This is a genomic window from Tannerella sp., assembly GCF_030528505.1.
In the GTDB taxonomy this organism is placed as follows: domain Bacteria; phylum Bacteroidota; class Bacteroidia; order Bacteroidales; family Tannerellaceae; genus Tannerella.
Genome location: NZ_JAUMYS010000001.1, coordinates 32,106 through 55,758, shown reverse-complemented (window position 1 = coordinate 55,758; position 23,653 = coordinate 32,106). Strand labels below are relative to the sequence as shown.

The 23,653-nt window shown below is 47.6% G+C and carries 19 protein-coding genes; 18 read left to right on the top strand and 1 reads right to left on the bottom strand.

The genetic code is table 11. From position 1 onward, the window contains the following. Positions 1–7: 7 nt before the first annotated feature. From Q4A89_RS00225 to Q4A89_RS00145, 17 genes are all read left to right on the top strand, one after another. On the top strand, positions 8–1,252 hold the full coding sequence (locus Q4A89_RS00225) for an SO_0444 family Cu/Zn efflux transporter (protein WP_303182784.1): 1,245 nt from the start codon (positions 8–10) through the stop codon (positions 1,250–1,252). Between the two features lie 259 nt (positions 1,253–1,511). Then, the gene (locus Q4A89_RS00220) at positions 1,512–2,549 is read left to right on the top strand and encodes a Gfo/Idh/MocA family protein (RefSeq protein WP_303182870.1); all 1,038 of its coding nucleotides are present in this window, start codon (positions 1,512–1,514) and stop codon (positions 2,547–2,549) included. 27 nt (positions 2,550–2,576) lie between these two features. Beyond that, a complete protein-coding gene (locus tag Q4A89_RS00215; protein ID WP_303182783.1) occupies positions 2,577–3,551 on the top strand; it encodes a hypothetical protein in 975 nt (324 codons plus the stop codon). Positions 3,552–3,558: 7 nt separating this feature from the next. Next, positions 3,559–5,010, top strand: a complete 1,452-nt coding sequence (locus Q4A89_RS00210) for a lipopolysaccharide biosynthesis protein (RefSeq protein ID WP_303182781.1) — start codon at positions 3,559–3,561, stop codon at positions 5,008–5,010. Between the two features lie 32 nt (positions 5,011–5,042). Beyond that, positions 5,043–6,050 carry an FkbM family methyltransferase gene (locus Q4A89_RS00205; protein ID WP_303182779.1) on the top strand — a complete coding sequence of 336 codons (1,008 nt, stop codon included), beginning with the start codon at positions 5,043–5,045 and terminating at the stop codon, positions 6,048–6,050. Then, positions 6,047–6,268, top strand: coding sequence for a hypothetical protein (locus tag Q4A89_RS00200; protein ID WP_303182777.1), 222 nt, complete (start codon positions 6,047–6,049; stop codon positions 6,266–6,268). The genes Q4A89_RS00205 and Q4A89_RS00200 overlap by 4 nt, the downstream gene beginning before the upstream one ends. 92 nt (positions 6,269–6,360) lie before the next feature. Next, entirely contained in the window at positions 6,361–7,113 is a 753-nt protein-coding gene (locus tag Q4A89_RS00195) for a DUF6261 family protein (protein ID WP_303182775.1), read from the top strand. A 67-nt stretch (positions 7,114–7,180) separates the two neighbouring features. Further along, on the top strand, positions 7,181–8,317 hold the full coding sequence (locus Q4A89_RS00190; RefSeq protein WP_303182774.1) for a glycosyltransferase: 1,137 nt from the start codon (positions 7,181–7,183) through the stop codon (positions 8,315–8,317). Further along, complete coding sequence (locus Q4A89_RS00185; RefSeq protein WP_303182772.1) at positions 8,314–9,258, top strand: FkbM family methyltransferase; 945 nt, start codon at positions 8,314–8,316, stop codon at positions 9,256–9,258. The genes Q4A89_RS00190 and Q4A89_RS00185 overlap by 4 nt, the downstream gene beginning before the upstream one ends. A 15-nt stretch (positions 9,259–9,273) precedes the next feature. After that, positions 9,274–10,470 (top strand): glycosyltransferase family 4 protein, encoded by a 1,197-nt coding sequence (locus Q4A89_RS00180; protein ID WP_303182770.1) that lies wholly within the window; start codon positions 9,274–9,276, stop codon positions 10,468–10,470. Positions 10,471–10,500: 30 nt separating this feature from the next. Further along, positions 10,501–11,706 carry a UDP-N-acetyl-D-mannosamine dehydrogenase gene (wecC, locus tag Q4A89_RS00175; RefSeq protein WP_303182769.1) on the top strand — a complete coding sequence of 402 codons (1,206 nt, stop codon included), beginning with the start codon at positions 10,501–10,503 and terminating at the stop codon, positions 11,704–11,706. Positions 11,707–11,710: 4 nt separating this feature from the next. After that, positions 11,711–12,868: a non-hydrolyzing UDP-N-acetylglucosamine 2-epimerase gene (wecB, locus tag Q4A89_RS00170; RefSeq protein WP_303182868.1), complete on the top strand. Its 1,158-nt coding sequence runs from the start codon at positions 11,711–11,713 to the stop codon at positions 12,866–12,868. Positions 12,869–12,871: 3 nt separating this feature from the next. After that, a complete protein-coding gene (locus Q4A89_RS00165; RefSeq protein WP_303182767.1) occupies positions 12,872–14,080 on the top strand; it encodes a glycosyltransferase in 1,209 nt (402 codons plus the stop codon). Next, positions 14,077–14,796: a bifunctional 2-polyprenyl-6-hydroxyphenol methylase/3-demethylubiquinol 3-O-methyltransferase UbiG gene (locus Q4A89_RS00160; protein ID WP_303182765.1), complete on the top strand. Its 720-nt coding sequence runs from the start codon at positions 14,077–14,079 to the stop codon at positions 14,794–14,796. The genes Q4A89_RS00165 and Q4A89_RS00160 overlap by 4 nt, the downstream gene beginning before the upstream one ends. A gap of 1 nt (position 14,797) precedes the next feature. Then, on the top strand, positions 14,798–16,045 hold the full coding sequence (locus tag Q4A89_RS00155) for a glycosyltransferase (protein WP_303182764.1): 1,248 nt from the start codon (positions 14,798–14,800) through the stop codon (positions 16,043–16,045). Between the two features lie 3 nt (positions 16,046–16,048). Further along, positions 16,049–16,819 (top strand): glycosyltransferase family 2 protein, encoded by a 771-nt coding sequence (locus Q4A89_RS00150; protein WP_303182762.1) that lies wholly within the window; start codon positions 16,049–16,051, stop codon positions 16,817–16,819. 45 nt (positions 16,820–16,864) lie between these two features. Further along, positions 16,865–19,327 carry a hypothetical protein gene (locus Q4A89_RS00145; RefSeq protein WP_303182760.1) on the top strand — a complete coding sequence of 821 codons (2,463 nt, stop codon included), beginning with the start codon at positions 16,865–16,867 and terminating at the stop codon, positions 19,325–19,327. A 311-nt stretch (positions 19,328–19,638) separates the two neighbouring features. On the opposite strand, the gene Q4A89_RS00140 is transcribed toward Q4A89_RS00145, so the two are convergent. Further along, on the bottom strand, positions 19,639–21,864 hold the full coding sequence (locus tag Q4A89_RS00140; protein WP_303182758.1) for a polyribonucleotide nucleotidyltransferase: 2,226 nt from the start codon (positions 21,862–21,864) through the stop codon (positions 19,639–19,641). 267 nt (positions 21,865–22,131) lie between these two features. On the opposite strand from Q4A89_RS00140, the gene Q4A89_RS00135 reads away from it, so the two are divergent. Then, positions 22,132–23,601, top strand: coding sequence for an aminoacyl-histidine dipeptidase (locus Q4A89_RS00135; RefSeq protein ID WP_303182757.1), 1,470 nt, complete (start codon positions 22,132–22,134; stop codon positions 23,599–23,601). Positions 23,602–23,653 lie beyond the last annotated feature (52 nt).

The following is a 23,653-nucleotide window of genomic DNA, read 5'->3' as shown; positions in this document are numbered from 1 at the left end:
AATGTGTATGGAATCTTGGAATGCTTTTGTCAATTTGTTGAATGAGATGTCGCCCTATCTGTTGCTGGGCTTCCTCTTTGCCGGACTGCTGCATGTGTATGTGCCGCAGGGGATTTACACGCGTTACCTTTCGCATAACGATTTCCGGTCGGTATTGTGGGCCGCCTTATTCGGCATCCCGTTACCTCTCTGTTCGTGCGGCGTGATCCCTACGGCGATGTCGTTACGCAACGAAGGGGCGAGCAAGGGGGCAACCACTTCTTTTCTCATCGCTACGCCACAAACGGGAGTCGACTCGATCATGGCCACTTATTCGCTGTTGGGACTTCCGTTTGCGATTATCCGTCCGATCGTGGCACTGGTGACCGCCATGGTAGGTGGGGTAGCGGTAAACCGCTTTGCTGCCGGAGATGAAGAAAAGTCGAGCGAACCATGCACTTCCACCTGCGGATGCACTGATGAAACCGTCCGTCCGAAACGGCAAAACCGTCTGATCGAAGCACTGCGCTACGGATATGTGGAGATGCTTCAAGATATCGGCAAATGGTTAGTAATCGGATTGGTGATTGCGGGATTGATTACCGTTTTCGTACCAACGACCTTCTTCGAGCAGTACGCCGACACTCCGATAAAGAACATGTTGCTCGTACTGCTCTTCTCTGTCCCCATGTATCTTTGTGCCACGGGGTCTATCCCGATTGCCGCAGCATTGATGTTGAAAGGGATGTCGCCCGGTGCGGCACTTGTCCTGCTGATGGCCGGACCGGCAACGAACATGGCGGCTATTCTCGTTATACGTAAAGTGATGGGGGTAAAAACACTTGTTACGTATCTTGCAGCCATTATTACCGGTGCAGTCGGATTCGGATTGGCAATCGATTATCTATTGCCTGCCGAATGGTTTGCGGCGCCGATTACTGCGACGGCTGCGGCCTGTTGCCAGCCGGATACGCCCTGGTTCAAAACGTCGTGCAGTATCTTGCTTGTACTGCTGCTCATCTATGCTTTTTTCTTGAAATACAAACAAAAACCTATACAAACAAACGATATGACAGCAAAATATAAAATCACCGGCATGAGTTGTAACCATTGCAAGGAAAGTGTGGAGAAGGGTCTTGGCAAATTGGCAGGCGTTACTTCCGTAAGCGTTGATCTGAACAGCGGGACGGCCTTTGTCGAAGGTACCGCTACGGAAGCCGAAGTCAAAGCCGTGATTGACGATCTTGGCTTCGGGTACGGCGGAAAAGCTTAAAAGCAAAGCGAAATTTCCCACGAGAGGATTAATTTGTTCGTTACACGAGCGAATCGAGGGGAGAAATTGAAGCATGATGACAGACAAACATCGGTCACGAAAACGAAGATTACCCCTCGTGAGCTACGGATATTGCTTGCAATAACGATCTTCACGACACGTTGTATAGAATAAGTTTTGTATCTTTGCAACGCTTTTTGAGTCACCCCGCATGATGGGAGTGACGTGGACTTGTTGTATGAAGAAGTCAACAAACGAAATGATCAAACCGGTTCGTTTTGCCGTGATCGGTTGCGGACATATCGGCAAACGCCATGCGGAAATGATTTCGCGTGAAGAGGGCGCCGAACTGGTCGCGCTCTGCGATATCCGACCTGAACTCGTATTGGGTATCGAGGCATATAAAGTACCTTTCTTCCGCAGTTTCGACGAATTGCTAAAAAGCGGTATCCCATTCGACGTATTAAATATTTGCGTGCCGAACGGCCTGCATGCCTCGATGGCGATTCGGTCGATGGAGGCTGGCTATCATGTCGTCATCGAAAAGCCGATGGCTCTCTCTGTGGCCGATGCCGAGAAGGTCGTCTATACTGGCTTGAAGCACCATCGGCAAGTCTTCTGTGTGATGCAAAACCGCTATTCTCCGCCTTCGGTATGGATCAAAGAGATGATCGAGTCAGGACGTTTGGGGCAGATTTACATGGTTCAGCTCAACTGTTACTGGAATCGCGATGAACGCTATTACAAAGCCGGCGGCTGGCACGGAACGGCCGATTTGGACGGCGGCACGCTCTTTACGCAGTTCTCGCATTTTATCGACGTGATGTATTGGCTTTTCGGCGACATTACCGACATACAGGCGCGATTCGACGATTTCAACCACCACGATACAACCGCCTTCGAAGACTCGGGTGTCGTTCACTTCCGTTTTACGAACGGAGGAGGCATGGGGTCATTGAACTACTCGACCGCCGTTTGGAATAAAAACCTCGAAAGCAGTATGCTGATTGTGGCGGAAAACGGAAGTGTGAAAATCGGGGGACAATACATGAACGAAGTCGAGTATTGCCATATCCGAGACTACGAGATGCCGACTCTTCCACCTACGAATCCGGGCAACGACTACGGCGCTTACAAAGGCTCGGCACAGAACCATCACCTCGTAATCCGCAACGTGGTGAATGTCCTTTCCGGGAACACTTCCGATACGATAACGACGAATGTGCTTGAAGGCATGAAAGTCGTCGATATGATCGAGCGGATTTATGCGTTGAAGAAAGATCCGGACAAAAAATGATTAAATAACAAATTAAGATCAATAATTATGGCAACCGTCGTATCATCCAAAAACACCAAGACAGAGATTCTCGAAGCATACGAAAGTCTTCTGGAAGAAGTGCAGAAAGCCAAGGCCAATCATCCTAAATTAGAACAGGAAGAGAAGCAAAATAAAGAGATAAGTGATCGCGTTTCGGACTTGTCGAAAGACCATATCGGAAAAAGCATCGAAAACTTAAAAATAAGTTTGAATGGTTCATTAAACGGGTTATTGGAAGAACTTTCTATGGAATACAAGAAATTATCCGATATAAAGATGGCCATTGAAGTTGAGAAAAAAAAGCTCGAAGACTTATACTCACTCACCGCCAATACCGATTCATTGGCGACCATGCTTCTTGTGCAGAAAGAGAAAAAAGAGGCATTTGAAAAAGAAATGGCTGAAGCGAGACTTTTATGGGAGACAGAGAAGCAAAAACACAAAACGACACAGGAGGAGCATCTCAACGAGGTAGCCAAGCAACGTCAGCGTGAAGAAGAAGAGTATGCATACAATCTGAAAACTGCAAGACAAAAAGATACAGATGAGTATAAAGTCAAAGTACAGCAGCTCGAAAGAGAGCTCCAAGAGCGGAAGGCAAAGTTCGAGCAGGAAATGATGGAACGTGAAACCAACCTGAAAACTGCAGAAACAGAATTGGTGGAGTTACGCAAATATCATGCTGAATATCCTCAGTTGTTAGAAAAAGCATTGATTGATAAGGAAGCGGAAATCACAAAGAGCCTGAAGACGGAGTATGAGTTTAAAAATAAACTTTCCGAGCAGCAGAATGCGGCAGAGCTTCGTCTGAAGGACCAGCAAATACATTCTCTACAGGAAAAAATAAAAGAACTGCAAGCACAGGTAAAAGAGTATGCCGATAAGGCTCTTCGTGCTGAAGCCAGTGTAAAAGATATTGCATTGAAGGCGATTCAGAACGCTTCAACACCTCGCTACGTAAAAGAAAAAGAAGGAGAATAACTCCCTAATGCCAGAAGCTACACTGAAAGAAAAAACAGCCAAAGGTTTGTTCTGGGGCGGAATCAGCAATTTCGTCCAGCAAGTGATCGGCATGGCTTTTGGTATAGCGATCGCCCGGATCCTTTCGCCCGACGATTACGGGCTGGTGGCGATGCTGGCTATCTTCACAGCCGTAGCGAATACCGTTATGGACAGTGGTTTTACCACAGCGCTGGTCAATCGAAAAACCATCGAACATAAGGACTACAATGCGGTCTTCTGGTTCAATGTATTCGTAGCCTTCGGGATATACGTTCTTCTTTTCTTTGCCGCGCCGTGGATCGCTCGATTTTATAACCAACCGGTGCTGGTTTCCCTTTCGCGTGTCTTGTTTCTGACGTTTATTATTTCGGCGACAGGTGTAGCGCATAACGCTTTGCTGCTAAAAAAAATCATGGCCAAGCAGCGGGGAGTCATCGATATGGCCGCTGTTTTCGGATCGGGGGCTATCGGGTTAATTCTGGCGTTAAACGGTTTTGCCTTTTGGGGGCTGGTCATTCAGCAACTTTCTCAGGTCTTGATCATCGTCGTGCTTCGCTGGCGATTATCGCCATGGAGGCCGACATTTGAATTTGACTGGGCTCCGCTCAGAGAGATGTTCGGGTTTTCAGTCAAGGTCTTTGTTACGGGAGTTTTTTCACAGATCACATATAATCTGATGACGGTCATCTTAGGGAAAGCGTACCACGAAACGATGACGGGTTATTACTCTCAAGGCAACAAATGGGCCATCATGGGAGGAAATATGATTGTTTCGACGCTTAATAACATTGCTCAGCCGGTATTGGTAGAAGCTCAGTCGGACAGGCAGCGTCAGCTAAACGTTTTCCGCAAGATGCTTCGTTTCGGAGCTTTTATTACTTTTCCGGCATTGTTGGGATTAGCTTTCGCCGGAAAGGAATTTATTCTTATCGCACTGGGCCCGACGTGGAGACCCAGCATTCCTTTTCTGCAGATTTTTTGCATTTGGGGACTGAACAGTTATTTGATCGCTTTGTACATGTCGCTCGCTTTTTCGCACGGAAAGTCATATCTCTATATGAACATTATGACGATACTTTTTGCCGCCCAGCTGCTGTCGTTGCTGGTGTGTTATTATTTGTCGGGGAATATTTTCGTCATGGTATCGACTTATGTGGGGGTATTTTGTTGCAGTACGTTTTTTTGGCATCTGTACACGCATAAACTTATCGGTCTGCGAATAAGTGACGTGGTGAAAGATATTTTTCCGTATGTCGCCGTAACCGCCCTGGCTATCGGAGGGGCTTGGGGGGCGACAATAGGAATGAGTAATGTATATTTAAGTCTCGCGATAAAAGTAATTGCTATGACAACGATTTATATCACCCTATTGTGGTTGGCAGGATCTACCATGTTGAAAGAGGCTGTCGTATTCTTGAAAGTAAAGATTCAACGATAATATAAAAACATATAAGACGCATATAAAATATCATGCTTGCAAAACTTTACCGCAAATTCATTCCCCAAAATATTCGTAAAAACATCTATCGCGCTTTTCTGGGTAAATGGCTGCTGACGTTACGTAACTATGTGACCGAGCCGCTGAAAGCAAAATATTACACTCTCCTTTTTTTCTTTAGAAAGCCTCGTAATGAGGAAGAAAAAGCTCTCCATGAATGGGCAATTGTGGGCCCTTGTCCCTACCCTTACCTGTGGGTGAAAGAATACAGAAATGGGCGGGCATTTGCATTAAGCAGTAACTTGTTGGCATCCAGTAAAGAATTTCACTTAATGGAGGGGGGGGGTAAACATCTGAAAAACAGAGGGTTGAAAGATGCTCATGTGTATTATCAAAACAATTTGCCTTATGTATTGCACAAGGGGCAAAGGCTTTTCTTCAAAAAAGGAATGAGCGCCAAACTGGTACGCGAAAACTATCTGGGTCTACTCATCGAACAGGATAAGCGTTCAGCACATTGTTATGTGAACGATTATGCCGAAATGGAAGGAAGAACATTACTCGATGTAGGTAGCGCAGAAGGCATTTTTACGCTCGACACCATTGAACATATCCGCCATGCTTACCTTTTCGAGAGTGAAGATATGTGGATCGAAGCACTTCATGCGACGTTTGAACCATGGAAAGAGAAAATCACCATCGTGAAAAAATACGTGAGCGATACGGATGATGAACAGAATCTATGTTTGGATACTTTTTTCCGTGACAAACCAACAGACCATCTTTTTCTGAAAATGGATATTGAAGGCTACGAACGGAAAGCACTAAACGGGGCAAGACATTTGCTGGCAACGGCTGAGTCTATTGCCGGAGCGGTCTGCATCTATCATAAGAAAGACGACCCGCAAGTCATCGGGCAGATATTAACCGATACGGGCATGACATTCGAACAGACTCCCGGCTATCTGTATATGAGCCGGGAACTTCGTCCGGGAGTCATACGCTTTACGAGTCCGGCAAAACGAAATACACGCTCATGAATTTCTTCCACACGCAATTCGTACCCTTTTTGTATTACGAAAGTGTCTCGTCCCACTATAATACTTACCGTAACGAGACGCAACGAAGCATGAAAACGCTCTTCGTCACCCTGACAAAGTCTATCCAGACAGTCGCTCGGACAACGTTACCGCGACGAACGACGGCGATAAATCCCAACGATCGTCGTCATCGTAACATCGGACTGATACGTCACTGAGTCGGGACTCGTCACCGTAACGATGCTTGGCAGCCATATTTTCCGAACATGCACAGTAATTTTCATTATATAACCCATAAAAAATAAAACACATGAACTACCTGAAAACAGCCAGTCGCACCACCGAAGTGGATGCCGTATCCGATCAAATCATTGCCTTGTATCATGCTCGCCCCGAGTTGACCCAAGACCCGTTTCTCGTTGCCACGATGGATACGATGAAACTACAGTCCGAACAAATTACCGAAGCCATCAAACGCCTGAAAGTACTGAATGAGCTGGACGACCGCGACGGGGTACGTGACCGTTGCGTACGCGCCTTGGGTCACGTACTCAACGGCTACGCCAACATGCCGACCGAATTCGCACGACAGCATGCGCCGGCACTCAAACGCGTGTTCGACAACTATACGATGTCCATCGTCTCTGAAAATTACGACGCCGAAACGTCGCTCATCGAATCCTTGCTGCGCGACTTGTCCGACGCATCGCTCGAACCCAACATCACGGCCCTGCCCGGAGTTTACGACGCCATCAAAGCCCTGCGCGAAGCACAGCAAGACTTCGCAACTACTCAGGTGGAATATCTCCGCGAACTTGCACAGCAGAAAAATCTGCCCAGCGCCAGCAGCATCAAAGTGGCACTCTTGCGAACCATCAACTCGAAACTGATCAAATACCTCGACATCATGAAAGAAGTCGACGCCGCGAAATACGAAGCCTTCGCCACCGAAGTAGAGAAGGCCGTCAACGAACAAAACGAACTTGTCTCGCTGCGTCATACGCTGGGCGAAAAAAAGAAGGGCACAACACCCACTCCTCCTGCCGATTCACCCATACCGTAGAAAAAAACGTGAAAAAGCGAGAGAGGAGCCGTCGCCCCAAACAGATATAAAGACACGGCAATAAGAAATGCATCTGTTATTTATCTACGAAGACGACGGGTCTGTCATGCGTTCGGTCCCACGCATCCATTTTCTGGATGAGTTGAAGCGCGCCGGACATACCCTTACCGTCTTCAACCCACTCGCATATTCCGATGTGGAGCAATTCAACGAAGCACTTGCAAAAGCTGCCGGCGCAGTATCGGCCGACCTGATGGTCAGTCTTCACGGAGACGAGCTGGTGAAACCCGAGACCGTCGGACGGTTCAAACAGCGAGGTATACCTACCCTGCTGCTTTGCTCCGATAACCTGCAAGCGCCCTTTATGCAACGGCAAATAGCTCCTCTCTTCGATTTGGTCTGGCTCACCTCGTTCGAAACCATGCCCTTGTTTAAAAGCTGGGGCTGTACATGTATCTTTCTGCCTTACGCTGCCAATCCGCACGTTTTTCGTCCCCGCTTCACGGCCGAAATCCCCACCGTAGGCTTTATTGGTACACCCTACGGAACACGGGTGATGAAAATCAACGATCTGCTGAAAGGCGGCGTACCGTGCAGTCTCTATTCAGACCATTTACTGAATGGTCCCCCATCCGGTCAAGCCATCCGAACGCCGAGCCAAAACAAGCCCCTCGTCCGAATCGACCGGGGCGATTTGGATTTGATGAAATTCCCGATCGGCCGACGAATTCTCTGGAGCAAGGTAAAAAAGAAATTCACTTCCCGTCCGCAACTGCTCGAATCGGACCATTTACACATTCATCCGTCCGTCTCTTTCGAAGAGATGAATCGCCTCTACTCCGACTTCGCTCTTTCGCTCGGCATTACCGAAGTGTGGGATACCTATCTGCTGCGTACACCGGTACACAAAATCCACCTGCGCACCTTCGAGATACCCATGTGCGGCGGCCTGCAATTCGCGCCTTATATCGACGAATTGGCCGGATATTTTGAGGACGGAAAGGAAATCGTACTCTACCGTACAAAAGAAGAATATATCGATAAAGCTAAATTTTATTTACAAAACAATAAAAGCAATGAAAGAATGAACATGAAGATAAACGCGCGAAAAAGAGCCGAACAAGAGCATACATGGATCAACCGGTTTAACGACGTGTTTAAAGCCATGTCACTGCATCATACAAGACATCATACAAGGTCATGAAGCTGCTATCAAATACTTGGAACGGATATACCCGCCTGAAATGGACAAAAGCAGAAACCGCCAGCTATTTTCTGCGCCGGATTTCTGAAAAAACAAAGATTGCATATCCTTTCTTTGAGAAACGTCTTCGTAAAGCCAAACATCAATCGGTCATGAGATATTTCGACCCGGTAGAAAAATGCTTTAATTTCAACGGTGCGAAAATCCCCGACATCTCTCACGATCCTGAGAAATTGGATGTATTACGTCACGTGTTTGAAGATGTATTATTGTTCTCCTGCCATTATGGCGAAAACTATCACAAACATCTCGTCGAGAAGCTTGATAAAAGCATGGTCGAAGGCCCATACGGATATACTGACGGAGTCTTCGATGTTACCGTAAAACCGGGCGATATCGTGATCGATGCCGGCGCATGGTTGGGCGATTTCAGCGCTTATGCAGCCTCGAAAGGAGCTACAAGTTATGCCTTCGAACCAACCGATAGCACCTACAACTGGCTTTGCGAAACAGCGCGCCTGAACAGTCCGTATATCATTCCCGTTAAATCCGGATTAGGCGATAAAAAAGAAGAGTTGAAAATCAATATTTGCGATCAGAATTCGGGATCTAATTCGTTGGTGAGTGAAAATTTCGACACCCAAAGACAAGCCGTATACACCGATCGCTACGAAACCGTTCAAATCACAACCTTGGACGCCTTTGTCGAAGCAAACGGTATCACGAAAATCGATTATATCAAATCCGATATTGAAGGTTTCGAACGTAATTTGCTCAGAGGAGCACAACAAACCTTGAAGAAACTGGCGCCCAAACTCGCAATTTGTACCTATCATTTCCCGGACGACCCGCAAGTGCTCGAATCCCTGATATTGGAAGCCAATCCCCATTACACGGTCGTACATCTCAGGCACAAACTGTTTGCTATGGTCATAAACTAATCGCTCGTTGATGATATGAACGTAGGAATTGTATCGACATGGTTCGAGCGAGGCGCGGCATACGTTTCGCGACAATATATGAAAGCCATACAGACCGATCCGGATAACAAAGTCTTTGTCTATGCCCGTAGCGGAGAATCGTACGGTAAAAATCAGTCCGACTGGGATAAAGAGTTTGTTACATGGGGAAAGATATCTAAGAGATATTATAGTGGAGACATCGGGTTGATGGTAAAAAAAGATTTTACGCGGTGGCTGACGAAGAATCGTATCGATATCGTCCTCTTTAATGAGCAAAACTGGTGGCCCCCTGTCGTATGGTGTAAGGAACTCGGTATTAAGACAGGAACATACGTCGACTATTACAAGGAAGATACCGTCCCTTTCTTTGCAATGTACGATTATATATTTTGCAATACTCGCCGCCATTACCTGCTGTTTAAAGATATACCGCAAACCTATTTCATCCCTTGGGGAACGGAAACGGACGTATTCAACGTAAAACGTCAAAAGAATGATTACCTCACTTTCTTTCACTCCGCGGGAATGAATCCGAAAAGGAAAGGGACAGATACCGTCATTAACGCATTTTTAAGATTGCCGAAAGGACATCAAGCGAAACTGCTTATTCATACACAACGCAAATTAGAGACGTGCCTCGAACATTTCGATCCGTCCATTTATCATCATCCTGACATTGAAATTAGAACAGCAACCATTCCCGCACCGGGACTTTACGGCTTAGGAGACGTCTACGTATATCCGTCCATCTTAGATGGATTAGGACTGACCGTGGTCGAAGCCCTTTCTTGCGGACTGCCTTGTATCGTATCGAATCATGCCCCTATGAATGAATTCATACAAGACGGAGTAAACGGAAAATTAGTCGATATTGAATACCTCTACTCCAGAAGTGACGGATATTTTTGGCCACAATGTAAAGTCTCTACAGATTCGCTCGTAGAGCAGATGATGTACTATATAAAACATTTCTCAGACTTGGATATATTTCAGGAACAGGCACGTTTAAGCGCGGTTAAAGATTATGATTGGGGAGACCGCTCGGAGATGATTTGCACAATACTCAAAAAAGTGAAAGCAAAACCATTCGATAAAGCATTGGCAAATAGAATAAAGCAATACGAGCGGAAGAAAAACGGTAAGTACAATCTGGTGCCTTATCTGTTTTATTTCTTCAAGAAATTGATGTAAAAGAACTTTCATGCAACATAGCAACTAACAATGAACAAAATTATTTGCATCGGTTTAGGATATATTGGTTTCCCGACGGCGGCGATGCTGGCCGGAAAGGGACTCACGGTCGTCGGTGTCGATATCAATGAACGGGTGGTCGAATCGGTTAATAAAGGTGAGACGCATATCGTAGAGCCGGGATTGTCGGAAGTGGTTGAACAGGTCGTGCGAAGCGGACATTTGCGTGCAACTACGCAGGCCGAAGAGGGTGATGTATACCTGATTGTCGTTCCGACACCTTTCAGAGGTAATCATGAGCCGGATATTTCGTATGTCGAAACAGCTATCCGCTCGGTTATTCCCTTGCTGAAGAAAGGCAGTCTGCTGATTATCGAATCGACCTCGCCGGTAGGGACAACCGATAAAATGAAACATCTCGTTTACTCCGAACGTCCGGAATTGGAAGGAGCCATTTACATGGCCTATTGTCCGGAAAGAGTACTGCCCGGCAATCTCCTCTATGAACTGGAATATAACGACCGGGTGATCGGAGGAATCGACGAGGCTTCGACACAAAAGGCCATGGAGTTTTATGCGCTCTTCGTGAAAGGAGATCTGCATCAGACGAATGCCAAGACGGCCGAGATGTGTAAGCTGACGGAGAACTCGTCGCGCGATGTACAGATCGCTTTTGCCAACGAACTGTCTCTGATTTGTGACAAGGCCGGAATTAATGTTTGGGAGCTGATCGAGTTGGCCAATAAGCATCCGCGGGTGAATATCTTGCAGCCGGGTTGTGGTGTCGGCGGACATTGTATCGCAGTCGATCCGTACTTTCTGACTTCGGAATTCCCGGTAGAGTCTCAGTTAATCGCCAAATCGCGAGAGCTCAATAACTATAAAGCTTTCTGGTGTGCGGAAAAAATCAAAAACGCCATGCTGGAATATGAGATGAAACGCTCGCGGAAACCTGTCGTAGCCATTATGGGACTGGCCTTTAAACCGAATATTGACGATCTGCGGGAAAGCCCGGCTAAATACATCACGCAAAAAGTATTGCAATCGGAGCCGGAGAATCTATTAGTCGTAGAACCCAACATTGAGGAGCATCCCGTTTTCAAACTGACCAACTATCAAACAGCGTATGAGAAGGCCGATATTGTCGCTTTCTTGGTGGCTCACAATGAATTTAAAACATTGCCTTGGCAAGAAGAGAAAGTGATCTTAGACTTCTGTGGGATATTCAAAAAATAAAATGATGAAAAGAGTAATGTTAGTCTTCGGGACACGTCCCGAGGCGATAAAGATGGCTCCGCTCGTGCAGGAGTTCCGAAAACACCCCGATCAATATGAAACGTTGGTCTGCGTAACGGGCCAACATCGGGAGATGCTGGATCAGGTGCTAAACATCTTCGGGATTGTTCCGGACTACGACCTGAACATCATGAAGCCGGGGCAGGATTTGTACGATGTCACCGCCCGAATCCTTTCCGGCATGCGCGACGTGTTGTCCGAGGCCAAGCCTGAAATCGTATTGGTACATGGCGATACGACTACTTCGATGGCTGTGGCTTTAGCAGCTTTCTATCGTCAGATACCGGTAGGGCATGTGGAAGCCGGACTTCGGACACATAACATTTACAGTCCATGGCCGGAAGAGATGAATCGACAGATTACGGGCCGGATTGCAACACATCATTTTTCTCCTACGCCGTTGAGCCGGGAGAATCTGCTGCGCGAAGGCATCGACAAGAGCCGTATCATCGTCACCGGCAATACCGTAATCGACGCGCTCTATGCCGTTGTCAATAAGATCAAAAACGACGTTCCTTTACAATTATCACTCGGGAAAGAGCTGAAGGCCGCGGGCTATGATACAGACCGATTGGGAGTGGAAGAGGGACGTCACCTTGTGCTTATCACCGGCCATCGACGTGAAAACTTTGGTGATGGGTTCCTACATATCTGCCAGGCGATTAAAACGTTGAGCGAGAAATATCCGAATGTGGACTTTGTCTATCCAATGCATCTGAACCCGAATGTTCGGAAACCAATCAAAGAGATTTTCGGAGAGAATCGTCAATCCAACTTATTCTTTATCGAGCCGCTGGAATATCTCTCGTTCGTGTATCTGATGGAAAAAAGCCATATCGTCTTGACCGACAGCGGAGGGATACAAGAAGAAGCTCCCGGGCTGGGTAAGCCGGTACTCGTTATGCGCGATACGACAGAGCGTCCTGAAGCGCTGGAAGCCGGAACAGTCAAGCTGGTCGGCACGGATTACGATAAGATTGTCTCGGAAGTATCGTCATTGTTAGATGATACCGAATGTTACAAACGAATGAGTCAGGCAGTCAATCCGTATGGCGACGGAAAGGCCTGTGAACGGATTGTTGACTCCTTCCTGCTTTCTTAAAAAATGAAAGTCATCTACGTAAACGTAACGATAACCTCCTACACTCATCCTCTAATTGAGCGTCTTGTATCTAAAGGCTGTGAGTTAGTGATGTTGTTACCGCAGAATGATGACAAGACAGTCGGGACGGGAGTAAAACGCGCTGAGGCAAAAAAAACGTCTTATCGGATTTGTTATAGTCGTTCAAAGACCAAATGGTACGGTAAGCCTGCTTTGATTGATCTGAAATGCATTTTATCAGAGGAGAAGCCGGATATTCTGATGATCGGATGGCCTTATTTTTTGCATTTGTTTTTTGATCGGAGCATTCTCAAATTGATAAAAAAAAATAAAATCCGCCTGATTATACAAGAGATCCCTTTTCAAACCCCTCCTTTCGGAAAGTTGGGCTATTTCAAGAAGCATCCGGTATACAATGAAAACATGGAACTACAAAGTCAGGGATTATCGTTTTATCTCCGTGCCATGTTAACGATGTGGATACGGCGGTATATCTATAAAAAGGCAGATGCAACGGTCAACTATGCTTCTTGTGCATACGATATTCTTCCTTCTTACGGAGTAAAAAGAGAAGACATTTTTGTTCGCTATAACACATCGGATACGGATACATTATTTGAGCAGCGTAAAAAAGTTCTATCAACCCCTCCAATACTCAAAATATGTCCGCGTATTCTTCATATCGGACGATTGGTGAAATGGAAGAAGGTCGATTTACTGGTTGAGGCTTTTCAGAAAATATCCGATAAATATCCGGATGCCGAACTGGTCATTATCGGCGATGGCCCTGAAAGAGAAACACTGGAACAACAAGTTCTGAAACTCGGATTAAAAGACAGAACTGTTTTTACGGGAGCGATTTATGATCCTCTGGCATTAGGGCAATATATGCACGAATCGAGTGTATATGTGTTAGCGGGTATGGGAGGCCTTTCAATTAATGATGCGATGTGCTTTTCTTTGCCCGTAATTTGCTCCGTTTGTGACGGAACAGAGAAAGACCTGATAACGGATGGTGTAAATGGGTACATCTTTCAAGAAGGTAACGTTGATAGCCTCGCTTATAAAATTGACTTGGTCCTATCAGATAAAGAAAAAGCAAAAACTATGGGAGAGGCTTCGTATCGGGTGATCAAAGAAAAAATTAATTTAGAAACCGTTAGTCAGCGGTACATAGATGCATTTACTTATGTAATAAGTAAACAACGATGAATAACAATCTGACTGATCGCTCTTTTTGGGAAATATACTGGAAAAATTATCAATACGGAAAAGTTCCGCAGAAAATGTTTTTTGATCGTTTTCTTCCCAAAGATTTAAAAAATAAATCATTCATCGAAATCGAAGGTTTCCCGGGAACGATGTCTGTATTTTTTCATAAAAAATACGGATGCTCTGTATCTTTGCTGGATTTCTATATCGACGAAGAGATGGTCCGAGAAACAGAACGTATCAACAGTATCAAGCCCCATACCGCCTCTTGCATCGAGCAGGATTTCTTTCACTTCTCGACCGAAAACAGCTACGATTTCGTGTTCTCATTAGGCTTCATCGAGCATTTTCATGATACGGAAGATGTAATCAGACGACATGTCGACTTACTTGCTCCGAATGGAGTGTTATTAATCACCTTGCCCAACTTATTGGGGTTGAACGGATGGATACAGCGCCGATTCGATAAAGAAAATTATGACGCACACAATTTAAAGTCGATGGAGATCGATCGATTGAAGGAAATCATGGCAACATTCTCCCTGAAAGATTTGCGCGTCGAATACACGAGAAAACCGATCGTATGGTTAGAACCTAAGGCTAAAACATCTCCCATAATACGACGGTTCATCAAGTTCATAAGTTATGCCATCAAACTGTTCCCTATCAAGGGCAGGTGGCTTTCTCCCTATATTGTGATCGCGGCACGAAAATAAGATGAATATTCTTCTGCTTAGCACATTTGAGTTACAAGGAGGCGCCGCCATCGCTTGCAAGCGTTTGCAGCAAGCATTGGAGAAACAAGGGATATCAGTAAAGATGCTGGTACGTGATAAGCAGACGGACGACGAACACGTATACAGTATCTATGAGAAGGAGCCCAAGTGGCTTGGCAAGCTTCGATTCTTATGGGAGCGTTTTGTTATCTGGTTACATAACGGTTTCTCTCGTGAGAACTTATTTGCCGTATCGATTGCCAATACAGGATACCGTATCGACCGGCACCCTCTTGTGAAATGGGCGGATATTATTCATCTGCATTGGACCAATCAGGGGTTTCTATCCTTGGGTAGCATAGCCAAACTATCTTCATTAGACAAACCGATTGTTTGGACGATGCATGACATGTGGCCTTTTACGGGAATATGTCATCATGCTCGACATTGCAATCATTTCATGAGCAGGTGCTCCGAATGTTTCTTTCTACAAAAAAAGAAACATGATCTGTCTGAAAAAAAATTCATAGAAAAAAGAGAGCTTATTTTTTCGAATAGCAACATAAGATTGATTGCATGTAGCCACTGGTTGTTGAAAAAAGCTCAAAGTAGTAACCTCTCAATAAATCATTGTATTTTATCCATTCCTAATCCGATTAATATTTCTATATTTAAATCAAACAATAAAATTGACAGTCGAAGAAGACTTGGTCTGCCCCAAGATAAAAAGATGTTGCTTTTTGGTGCTGCAAATCTCACAGATCAACGAAAAGGCTTATCTTATTTAGTAGATGCGATTATAAAATTGAATCTACTAAAGGACGTTTGCTTAGTTGTATTTGGACAAGCAAAAGAAGAGTTTATAAGTCTCATTCAAATCCCTGTATATTCGATGGGGTATTTGAGCCAAGCCGATGATATTGTTTGTTTATATAATGCAGTAAATGTGTTTATAACCCCTTCTCTAGAGGAAAATCTCCCGAACACGATCATGGAAGCCATGGCATGCGGGACTCCTTGCGTCGGGTTCGATGTGGGAGGTATTCCCGAAATGATCGATCATCGGAAGAACGGGTATGTAGCGGAATATAAGAACGCAGACGATTTGGCCAATGGCATCCGCTGGATTTTGGAAGAAGCCGATCCGGAAACGCTTTCGAAGGATGCACGTAGGAAGGTAGAGCAGAGCTATAGCGAAGAGGTCGTTGCCAAACAACACATAGCATTATATCATAGCTTGTTGTCATAATATATGCCCCCTCTCTTTTCCATCATCACTGTCACTTACAATGCCGAGAGAGTGTTGGAGCGGACGTTGCGGAGTGTTTGCGATCAGTCGTACAGGAATATCGAATATATTCTGGTCGACGGGGCATCCACCGATGGAACCATCGGTCTTGTTGCACCGTATCGCGATCGTCTGACGGCGCAAAACAAGCGATTCGAAGTTGTTTCGGAGCCGGACAAGGGGCTTTATGACGCGATGAACAAAGGACTGCGGATGGCGACAGGCGATTACGTATGGTTTCTCAATGCGGGCGATACGTTGCAGTCGCCCGATACCGTTGCTCGTCTGGCAGAAGTCGCGCAGCGGCATCATCTGCCGGATATCCTTTACGGGGAGACGGACGTGGTGGACGAAGAAGGGAAATATCTGGCGGCTCGTCGGTTGAGAGCGCCGGAGCATTTGACATGGAAGAGTTTCCGTATGGGCATGCTCGTCTGTCATCAGGCCTTCGTGATGAAGCGGGAGGCGGCGCCGGAGTACGATCTGCAATACCGCTTTTCTGCCGATTTTGATTGGTGCATCCGTTGCATGAAACAATCCGCGGCGATTGTCCATTCGCATCTGCGTCTCGTCCATTATCTCGCGGAGGGGATGACGACCCGCAACCGCAAGGCGTCGTTGAAAGAGCGCTACCGGATCATGTGCAACTATTACGGCACGTTCCCGACACAAATACGACACCTTTGGTTTGCCTTTCGTTTCTACCGGGCGAAGCTTTTCGGGAACAATTATTAGCGAATCGATATTATTATAATGTAAGAATTGAAAAGATAGAACATCATGAGCGATACATTGAAAAAAAGTTTGCCGCATATCGTGGCGGTATTATTGTTTTTAGGGCTGTCCGTCATTTACTTCGCGCCGGAAGTATTCGACAATAAAGGGCTGATGCAGGGCGATGTGACGAGTGCGCAAGGTTGGGGAAAAGACCTGGCCGATCACTATAAAGAAACGGGAGAGCACGCTTTCTGGTCGAACCGTATGTTTGGGGGAATGCCGCACAACTACGCGTATAGCGCTCCGATCTTTAACATATTCAGTTCTGTGAGCCGCGTGTTCTCGCTCTACTTCCTTTCCGGAAACGCCTTTGTGGTTTTCCTCTCTCTCATCGGTTTTTACATTTTTATGATCGCCTTGGGGTGCAGGCACTGGTTAAGTATCATCGGGGCGATCGCCTATGCGTTCGCGTCGTTCAACCTGATCAGCATCCATGCCGGTCATGTCAATAAATGCCTTGTAATGGCTACGATGGCGCCGGTTATCGGAGGAATTATTCTCTGCTACCGCAAGAAATATCTCTGGGGAAGTATCGTCACCCTTGTTTTTACGGGCTTGAACGTACTGTGGAGCCATCAGCAGATCAGCTACTATCTGTTGATTATGATTCTTGTGCTGGCTGTGGTCTATTTGATCTATGCCATCCGTGAACATACGTTGCCCGATTATCTGAAATCATCCGCTGTCCTACTGGTCGTTGGTTTGCTGGCTATCGCTCCGGCTTTAGGTTCGTTGATGAACTCGGCCGATTACGTCAAAGAGACGATGCGTGGCGGCGCTGTTCTGAAAGCCAATCCCGACGGAAAGAAAGAGAGCTCCGGGCTGGACATCGACTACGCGTTCAACTGGAGCTACGGCAAAGGAGAAACGATGACGCTGCTGATACCAAACTTCTACGGAGCCAGCTCGCATTACGATATCGGCACGGATTCGGAGTGTTACCATTTCTTCAGCCGTAACGGACAGGCCGCACAAGGCAAGCAATTCTGTCAGTACGCTCCGGCTTATTGGGGCGACCAACCTTTTACGGCCGGACCGGTTTATGTGGGAGCTATCATCTGTTTCCTGTTTGTGCTGGGGCTGCTTATCGTGAAAGGTCCCGAACGATGGTGGCTGCTTGCCGTGACCCTGATTTCGTTCGTCCTCTCGTGGGGGAAAAACGCGGGGATCAATGAGTTTCTGTTCCACCATCTGCCGCTGTACAACAAGTTCCGTACCCCTTCGATGGCGCTCGTCATCGCGGAGGTATCGATGGTTGCGCTGGCCGTACTCGCTGTCAAAACGTTTCTTGAATACAAAGACGACCGGAAGAAACTGCTTCGTCCGTTGTACATCTCGGCCGGCATTACGGGAGGACTGTGTCTGCTGTACGCGTTGTTCGGCGGCAGTGTGATGAGCTTCACAAGTCAGGCTGACACGCAGAATTTCGGTCAGTATCCCGACCTGCTGATGGCCTTGGTTTCCGACCGTCAGAGCCTCCTGTCGGCCGACGCTTGGCGTTCGTTTGTGTTTATCGCGCTGGCAGCCGCGGCATTGTGGCTGTATATAAAAATATCGTACAAGATGGGGTATCTGCTGGCCATCTTCGGCGTACTGATCTTTATCGATGCGTGGACCGTCGACAAGCGTTTCCTGAATCACGACAGCTTCGTGCCGAAGAAGAAATCGCGCGAGATCGTGGCGACGGAAGCCGACAAACTCATTTTGCAGGACAAAGACCCGAACTATCGGGTGTTGAACTTGACGAAAAGCACGTTCAACGAATCGGAGACGTCGTACTTCCATAAATCCGTCGGCGGATACAGCCCGGCCAAGTTGCGCCGTTATCAGGATATAATCGATTATCATTTTTCGCAACAGGGCATTAACCCGAATGTGCTGAATATGCTCAATACGCGTTATATCATCGTTCCGACTCAGCAAGGGCCTCAGGTGCAGAAGAACGACCGGGCGTTAGGTAATGCGTGGTTCGTGAACGAGATTCAGTGGGTGAACTCGCCCGATGAAGAAATCGTTGCCTTAAACGACTTCGATCCGTCGCAGAAAGCGGTGATCGACATGGTCTGGAAAGATAAACTGACCGATTGGGAGCAGTTACAACATGCGACGGACAGCACGGCTTCGATCCGTCTGGCCGACTACGTCAACCCGGGTCATCTGCTCTACGAGAGCAACAGCATGCAGCCTCGTCTGGCCGTCTTCTCCGAAGTATTCTACAAAACGTGGCGCGCGTATATCGACGGACAGGAAGTATCGCCGGTGCGGGTAAATTATATCCTGCGAGGCTTGAAAGTGCCCGCAGGTCAGCACAAGATTGAATTCAAGTGTATTGACGAAGTATATCTTCGCAGTGCGAAAATCTCCATGATCGGCTCCATCATGGTGGGAATCGTCCTGATCGGACTGCTCGGTTTTGCGCTTTGGGATGCTATTCGGAAGAAAAAGCCGGTCATCCCCGAGGCTTAACGCGCAATAGAACGAAATCTTTTCTAAGCCAAAATGAGGCTGTCTCAAAAGCAAAGACAGCCTCATTTTTTTATGTTCACCCCGCACGAACATCCTCTAACCGGCACAAGTCCGTAATATGTCACCAAAAAGGTTACTCATGTTACCAAAAAGGTTACAAATCGTTAGTTGTTTGTCCGGCGTAAGTCGGTAGAAAAGTACAGAGCCGGATTGTAAGAAAAAATCCGGACGGATTAGTCTAATCGAAAAAAAGAGGCGTCTCGTTTGGAGACGGCCTCTTTCTTTGGTTATTTGCAGGAAAACCATCGCGATTATTGGTCGCCACCGCGATGGTTCTCGCGATGCGGACGGCCTCCATTGTCACGACGGCCTCCGTTATTGTTCTGACGCGGCGGACGCGCGGGACGCTCCGCTTCCTTATACCCCTCGGGTTTCGGCATCAACACTTTGCGCGAAAGTTTGAATTTGCCGGTCTTCGGATCGATATCGACCAGCTTCACGGTGATGCTATCACCTTCACGCAGCCCTGTTTCTTCAACTGTTTCCAACCGTTTCCAATCGATCTCCGAGATGTGCAGCAGACCGTCTTTGCCCTGCATGAACTCGACGAAAGCACCGTACGGCATGATCGACGAAATTTTGCCTTCATACACCTCTCCTACTTCGGGTACGGCAACGATGGCCTTGATGGCACGCATCGCAGCGTCGATCGATTCTTTATTCGTCGCGGAGACCTCAACGATGCCCTGATTGTCGACTTCTTCGATCGAGATCGTTGCTCCGCTCTTTTCCTGAATGCCTTGGATGATCTTTCCACCCGGACCGATTACCGCACCAATGAATTCTTTGCCGATAATCAGGGTTTCGATACGCGGCGCATGAGGCTTGAGTTCGGCACGTGCTTCGGGCTGAGCGTCGGTCATCTTTCCGAGGATATGCATACGTCCCTCTTTGGCTTGCGCAAGCGCCTTTTCAAGAATTTCGTACGAGAGTCCGTCCACCTTGATATCCATCTGCGTAGCCGTAATACCGTCTTTCGTACCGGTCACTTTAAAGTCCATATCGCCGAGATGGTCTTCATCGCCGAGAATATCGGAAAGAATCGCGTAATTCGTTCCTTTGTTTTCCGAGATCAACCCCATCGCAATACCCGATACGGGCTTCTTGAGAGGCACACCGGCATCCCGCAGCGCCAACGTTCCGGCGCAAACGGTCGCCATGGACGACGAGCCATTCGACTCGAGGATATCCGAAACGACACGTACCACGTACGGATAATCGCTCGGGATCATCCGTTTGAGCGCGCGATGGGCCAAGTTTCCGTGTCCGATCTCGCGACGTCCCACGCCGCGTTGCGGTCTGGCCTCACCCGTCGAGAAAGGCGGGAAATTATAGTGCAGCAGGAAACGGTCACGTCCCTGATTCAGCACATCGTCAATGATTTTCTCGTCATTCTTCGTACCCAGCGTAACGGTTGTGAGCGACTGCGTTTCTCCGCGTGTAAAGATGGCGGCTCCGTGAGGTCCGGCCAAACAATCGGTCTCGACCCAGATGGGACGGATATCGGTTGTTTTCCGACCGTCGAGGCGCTTGCCTTCGTCGAGGATAGCCCGACGCATGGCTTCTTTTTCCACATCGTGATAGTAACGGTCGATCAGTGCCCCTTTCGTCTCCAGTTCTTCTTCCGTATACTGCGCTTTGAACTCTTCTACGATCTTCTCGAAAGCTTCGGCACGCTCGTGTTTACCCTGTCCCGAAACGGAAATCGCATACGCTTTGGCGTAGAGATCGTCGTGTACTTTTTTGCGCAAGTCTTCGTCGTTTTCCTCGTGGCAATATTCGCGTTTAACCGTTTTGCCGCATGCGGCTTCGAGTTCTTTCTGGACGAGACAATGCTTCTTGATGGCTTCGTGCGCCACCTTGATGGCTTCGAGCATCTCGCTCTCCTGCACTTCGCTCATCTCGCCTTCCACCATCATGATATTGTCGTACGTGGCGCCGACCATGATGTCGATATCGGCCTTTTCGAGCTGCGTAAAAGTCGGGTTGATGATAAATTGGCCGTCGACACGTGCTACACGCACTTCCGAGATCGGCCCACCGAACGGAATGTCGGAAACGGCAAGGGCTGCCGAGGCTGCCAGTCCGGCCAACGCATCCGGCATATCTTCACCGTCGGCAGAGAAAAGTATGATGTTTACAAATACTTCGGCATGATAATCGTCCGGGAAGAGCGGACGGAGTACGCGGTCGACCAGTCGCGAGGTGAGCACCTCATAGTCCGAGGCCTTACCTTCTCTGCGCGTAAAGCCGCCGGGGAAACGGCCGAATGCCGCAAATTTCTCCTTATAGTCTACCTGAAGCGGCATAAAGTCCGTACCGGGCACCGCGTCTTTTGCTGCACAAACCGTAGCCAACAGCACCGTGTTTCCCATTCGGACGGTTACGGAACCGTCAGCCTGCTTGGCTAACTTCCCGGTTTCGATGGTGATGATCCTTCCATCACCCAAATCAATCGTCTTTTCAATTACATTCATCTTGTTTCTTTCGTTACGTCTAAAAACATCTAACTTCTTAAAATTCGGACAAAGGTAGAAAATTATTGACAATTAATAGTAAACACACCGTTTTTTTCAGAAAAAGAGTAGTTGAAAGCCTCCTTCTCTCTCGTTGAAATATGGAGGATGATATGCCGCGAAAAGACTATTAAGCAGACCCATGAGAATCTTCATCAAGACTTGGTTAGCATATCTCGGATTTTTTATTTACGTTTGCAGGAAAATACATCATTAATATCTAAAATCATGGCAGAAGAAATCAAATTACTTTCTCCTCAAGCCGTTTGGGGATATTTTTATGACCTGACGCAAATCCCGCGTCCGACAGGACATACCCAGCAAGTGACGGAATATCTGAAAACGTTCGGCAAAGAACAGGGACTGGAAACGCTTCAGGATGCAACAGGCAATGTGCTGATACGTAAGCCGGCTACCGCGGGATATGAAGACCGCGAGACTGTTATTATGCAGTCTCATGTGGATATGGTGCCCCAGAAGAATGCCTCGGTACAGCACGATTTTCTGACCGATCCGATCGATGCATACGTCGATGGCGATTGGGTGACGGCACGTGAAACAACGCTCGGCGCCGATAACGGCATGGGGATGGCGTTAGCCATGGCCGTATTGTCAGACAAGACCTTGAAGCACGGCCCGCTCGAAGCCTTGTTTACCATCGACGAAGAGGTAGGCATGGATGGCGCATTCGGCTTGAAACCCGGCTTTCTGAAAGGGCGTATTCTGCTCAATGGCGACTCGGAAGAGGAAGGAATGTTATGTGTGGGCTGTGCCGGCGGTGCAGACCTGAATATTTCGTTCCGTTATCAGGATGGAGCACCTCTTATCGAAGGCGATGTGGCCGTAAAAATTTCGCTCACGGGACTAAAAGGCGGTCATTCGGGTGTCGATATCCATCTCGGCCGGGCCAATGCCAATAAGCTGATGTTCCGTTTACTGAAAATCGCCGTATGCGATTATGGCGCACGACTGGCCACCATCGACGGCGGCTCGCTGCGCAACGCGATCCCTCGCGAAGCGACAGCCGTGATCACCTTACCTGCCGACAATGTCGAACCTCTTTGGGAATTAATTGCCGACTATCAGGATTTGTTCCGCTCCGAATATAAGGGAATCGAAGAAGGTATCTGCCTCACGGCCGAGATGACCGAAGCACCGTCTTCACTGATCCCGGAAGAGATGCAGGACGATCTGATCAATGCCGTAGAAGGTTGCCAGAATGGGGTCATCAGCATGTTGAACGATTTTCCCGGAACGGTAGAATCGTCTTCGAATCTGGCGGTCGTAAAATCGGACAAAGGAACAATCGACGTCAAAATACTGGTGCGCAGCTCGTCGGAAAGCCGTAAGGAATCCGTTTGTTCGTCGATTGAAAGTGTCTTTTCGATGGCCGGCGCCAAAGTAGAATACGGCAACGCCTACGGGGGCTGGCAACCGAACATCGACTCACCCATTCTGCGGACAATGGAAACGACGTACGAAAAACTGTTCGGGAAAAAGCCGGCCGTGTCCGTGATGCACGCGGGGCTCGAATGCGGCATCATTCAGGAGGCGTATCCCGAAATGGATATGATTTCGTTCGGCCCGGATATCCGATTCCCGCATTCTCCCGACGAAGCCGTTCGCATCGCTTCGGTCGAAAAAGTGTGGCGACTGCTGACGGCAACGCTCGAGGATGCGCCACATGCGTCGTCGTAAGAGGCCTGAAACGCGCTCCTCTGTTTTTTGAAAAATCGTTACCTTTGTCGGT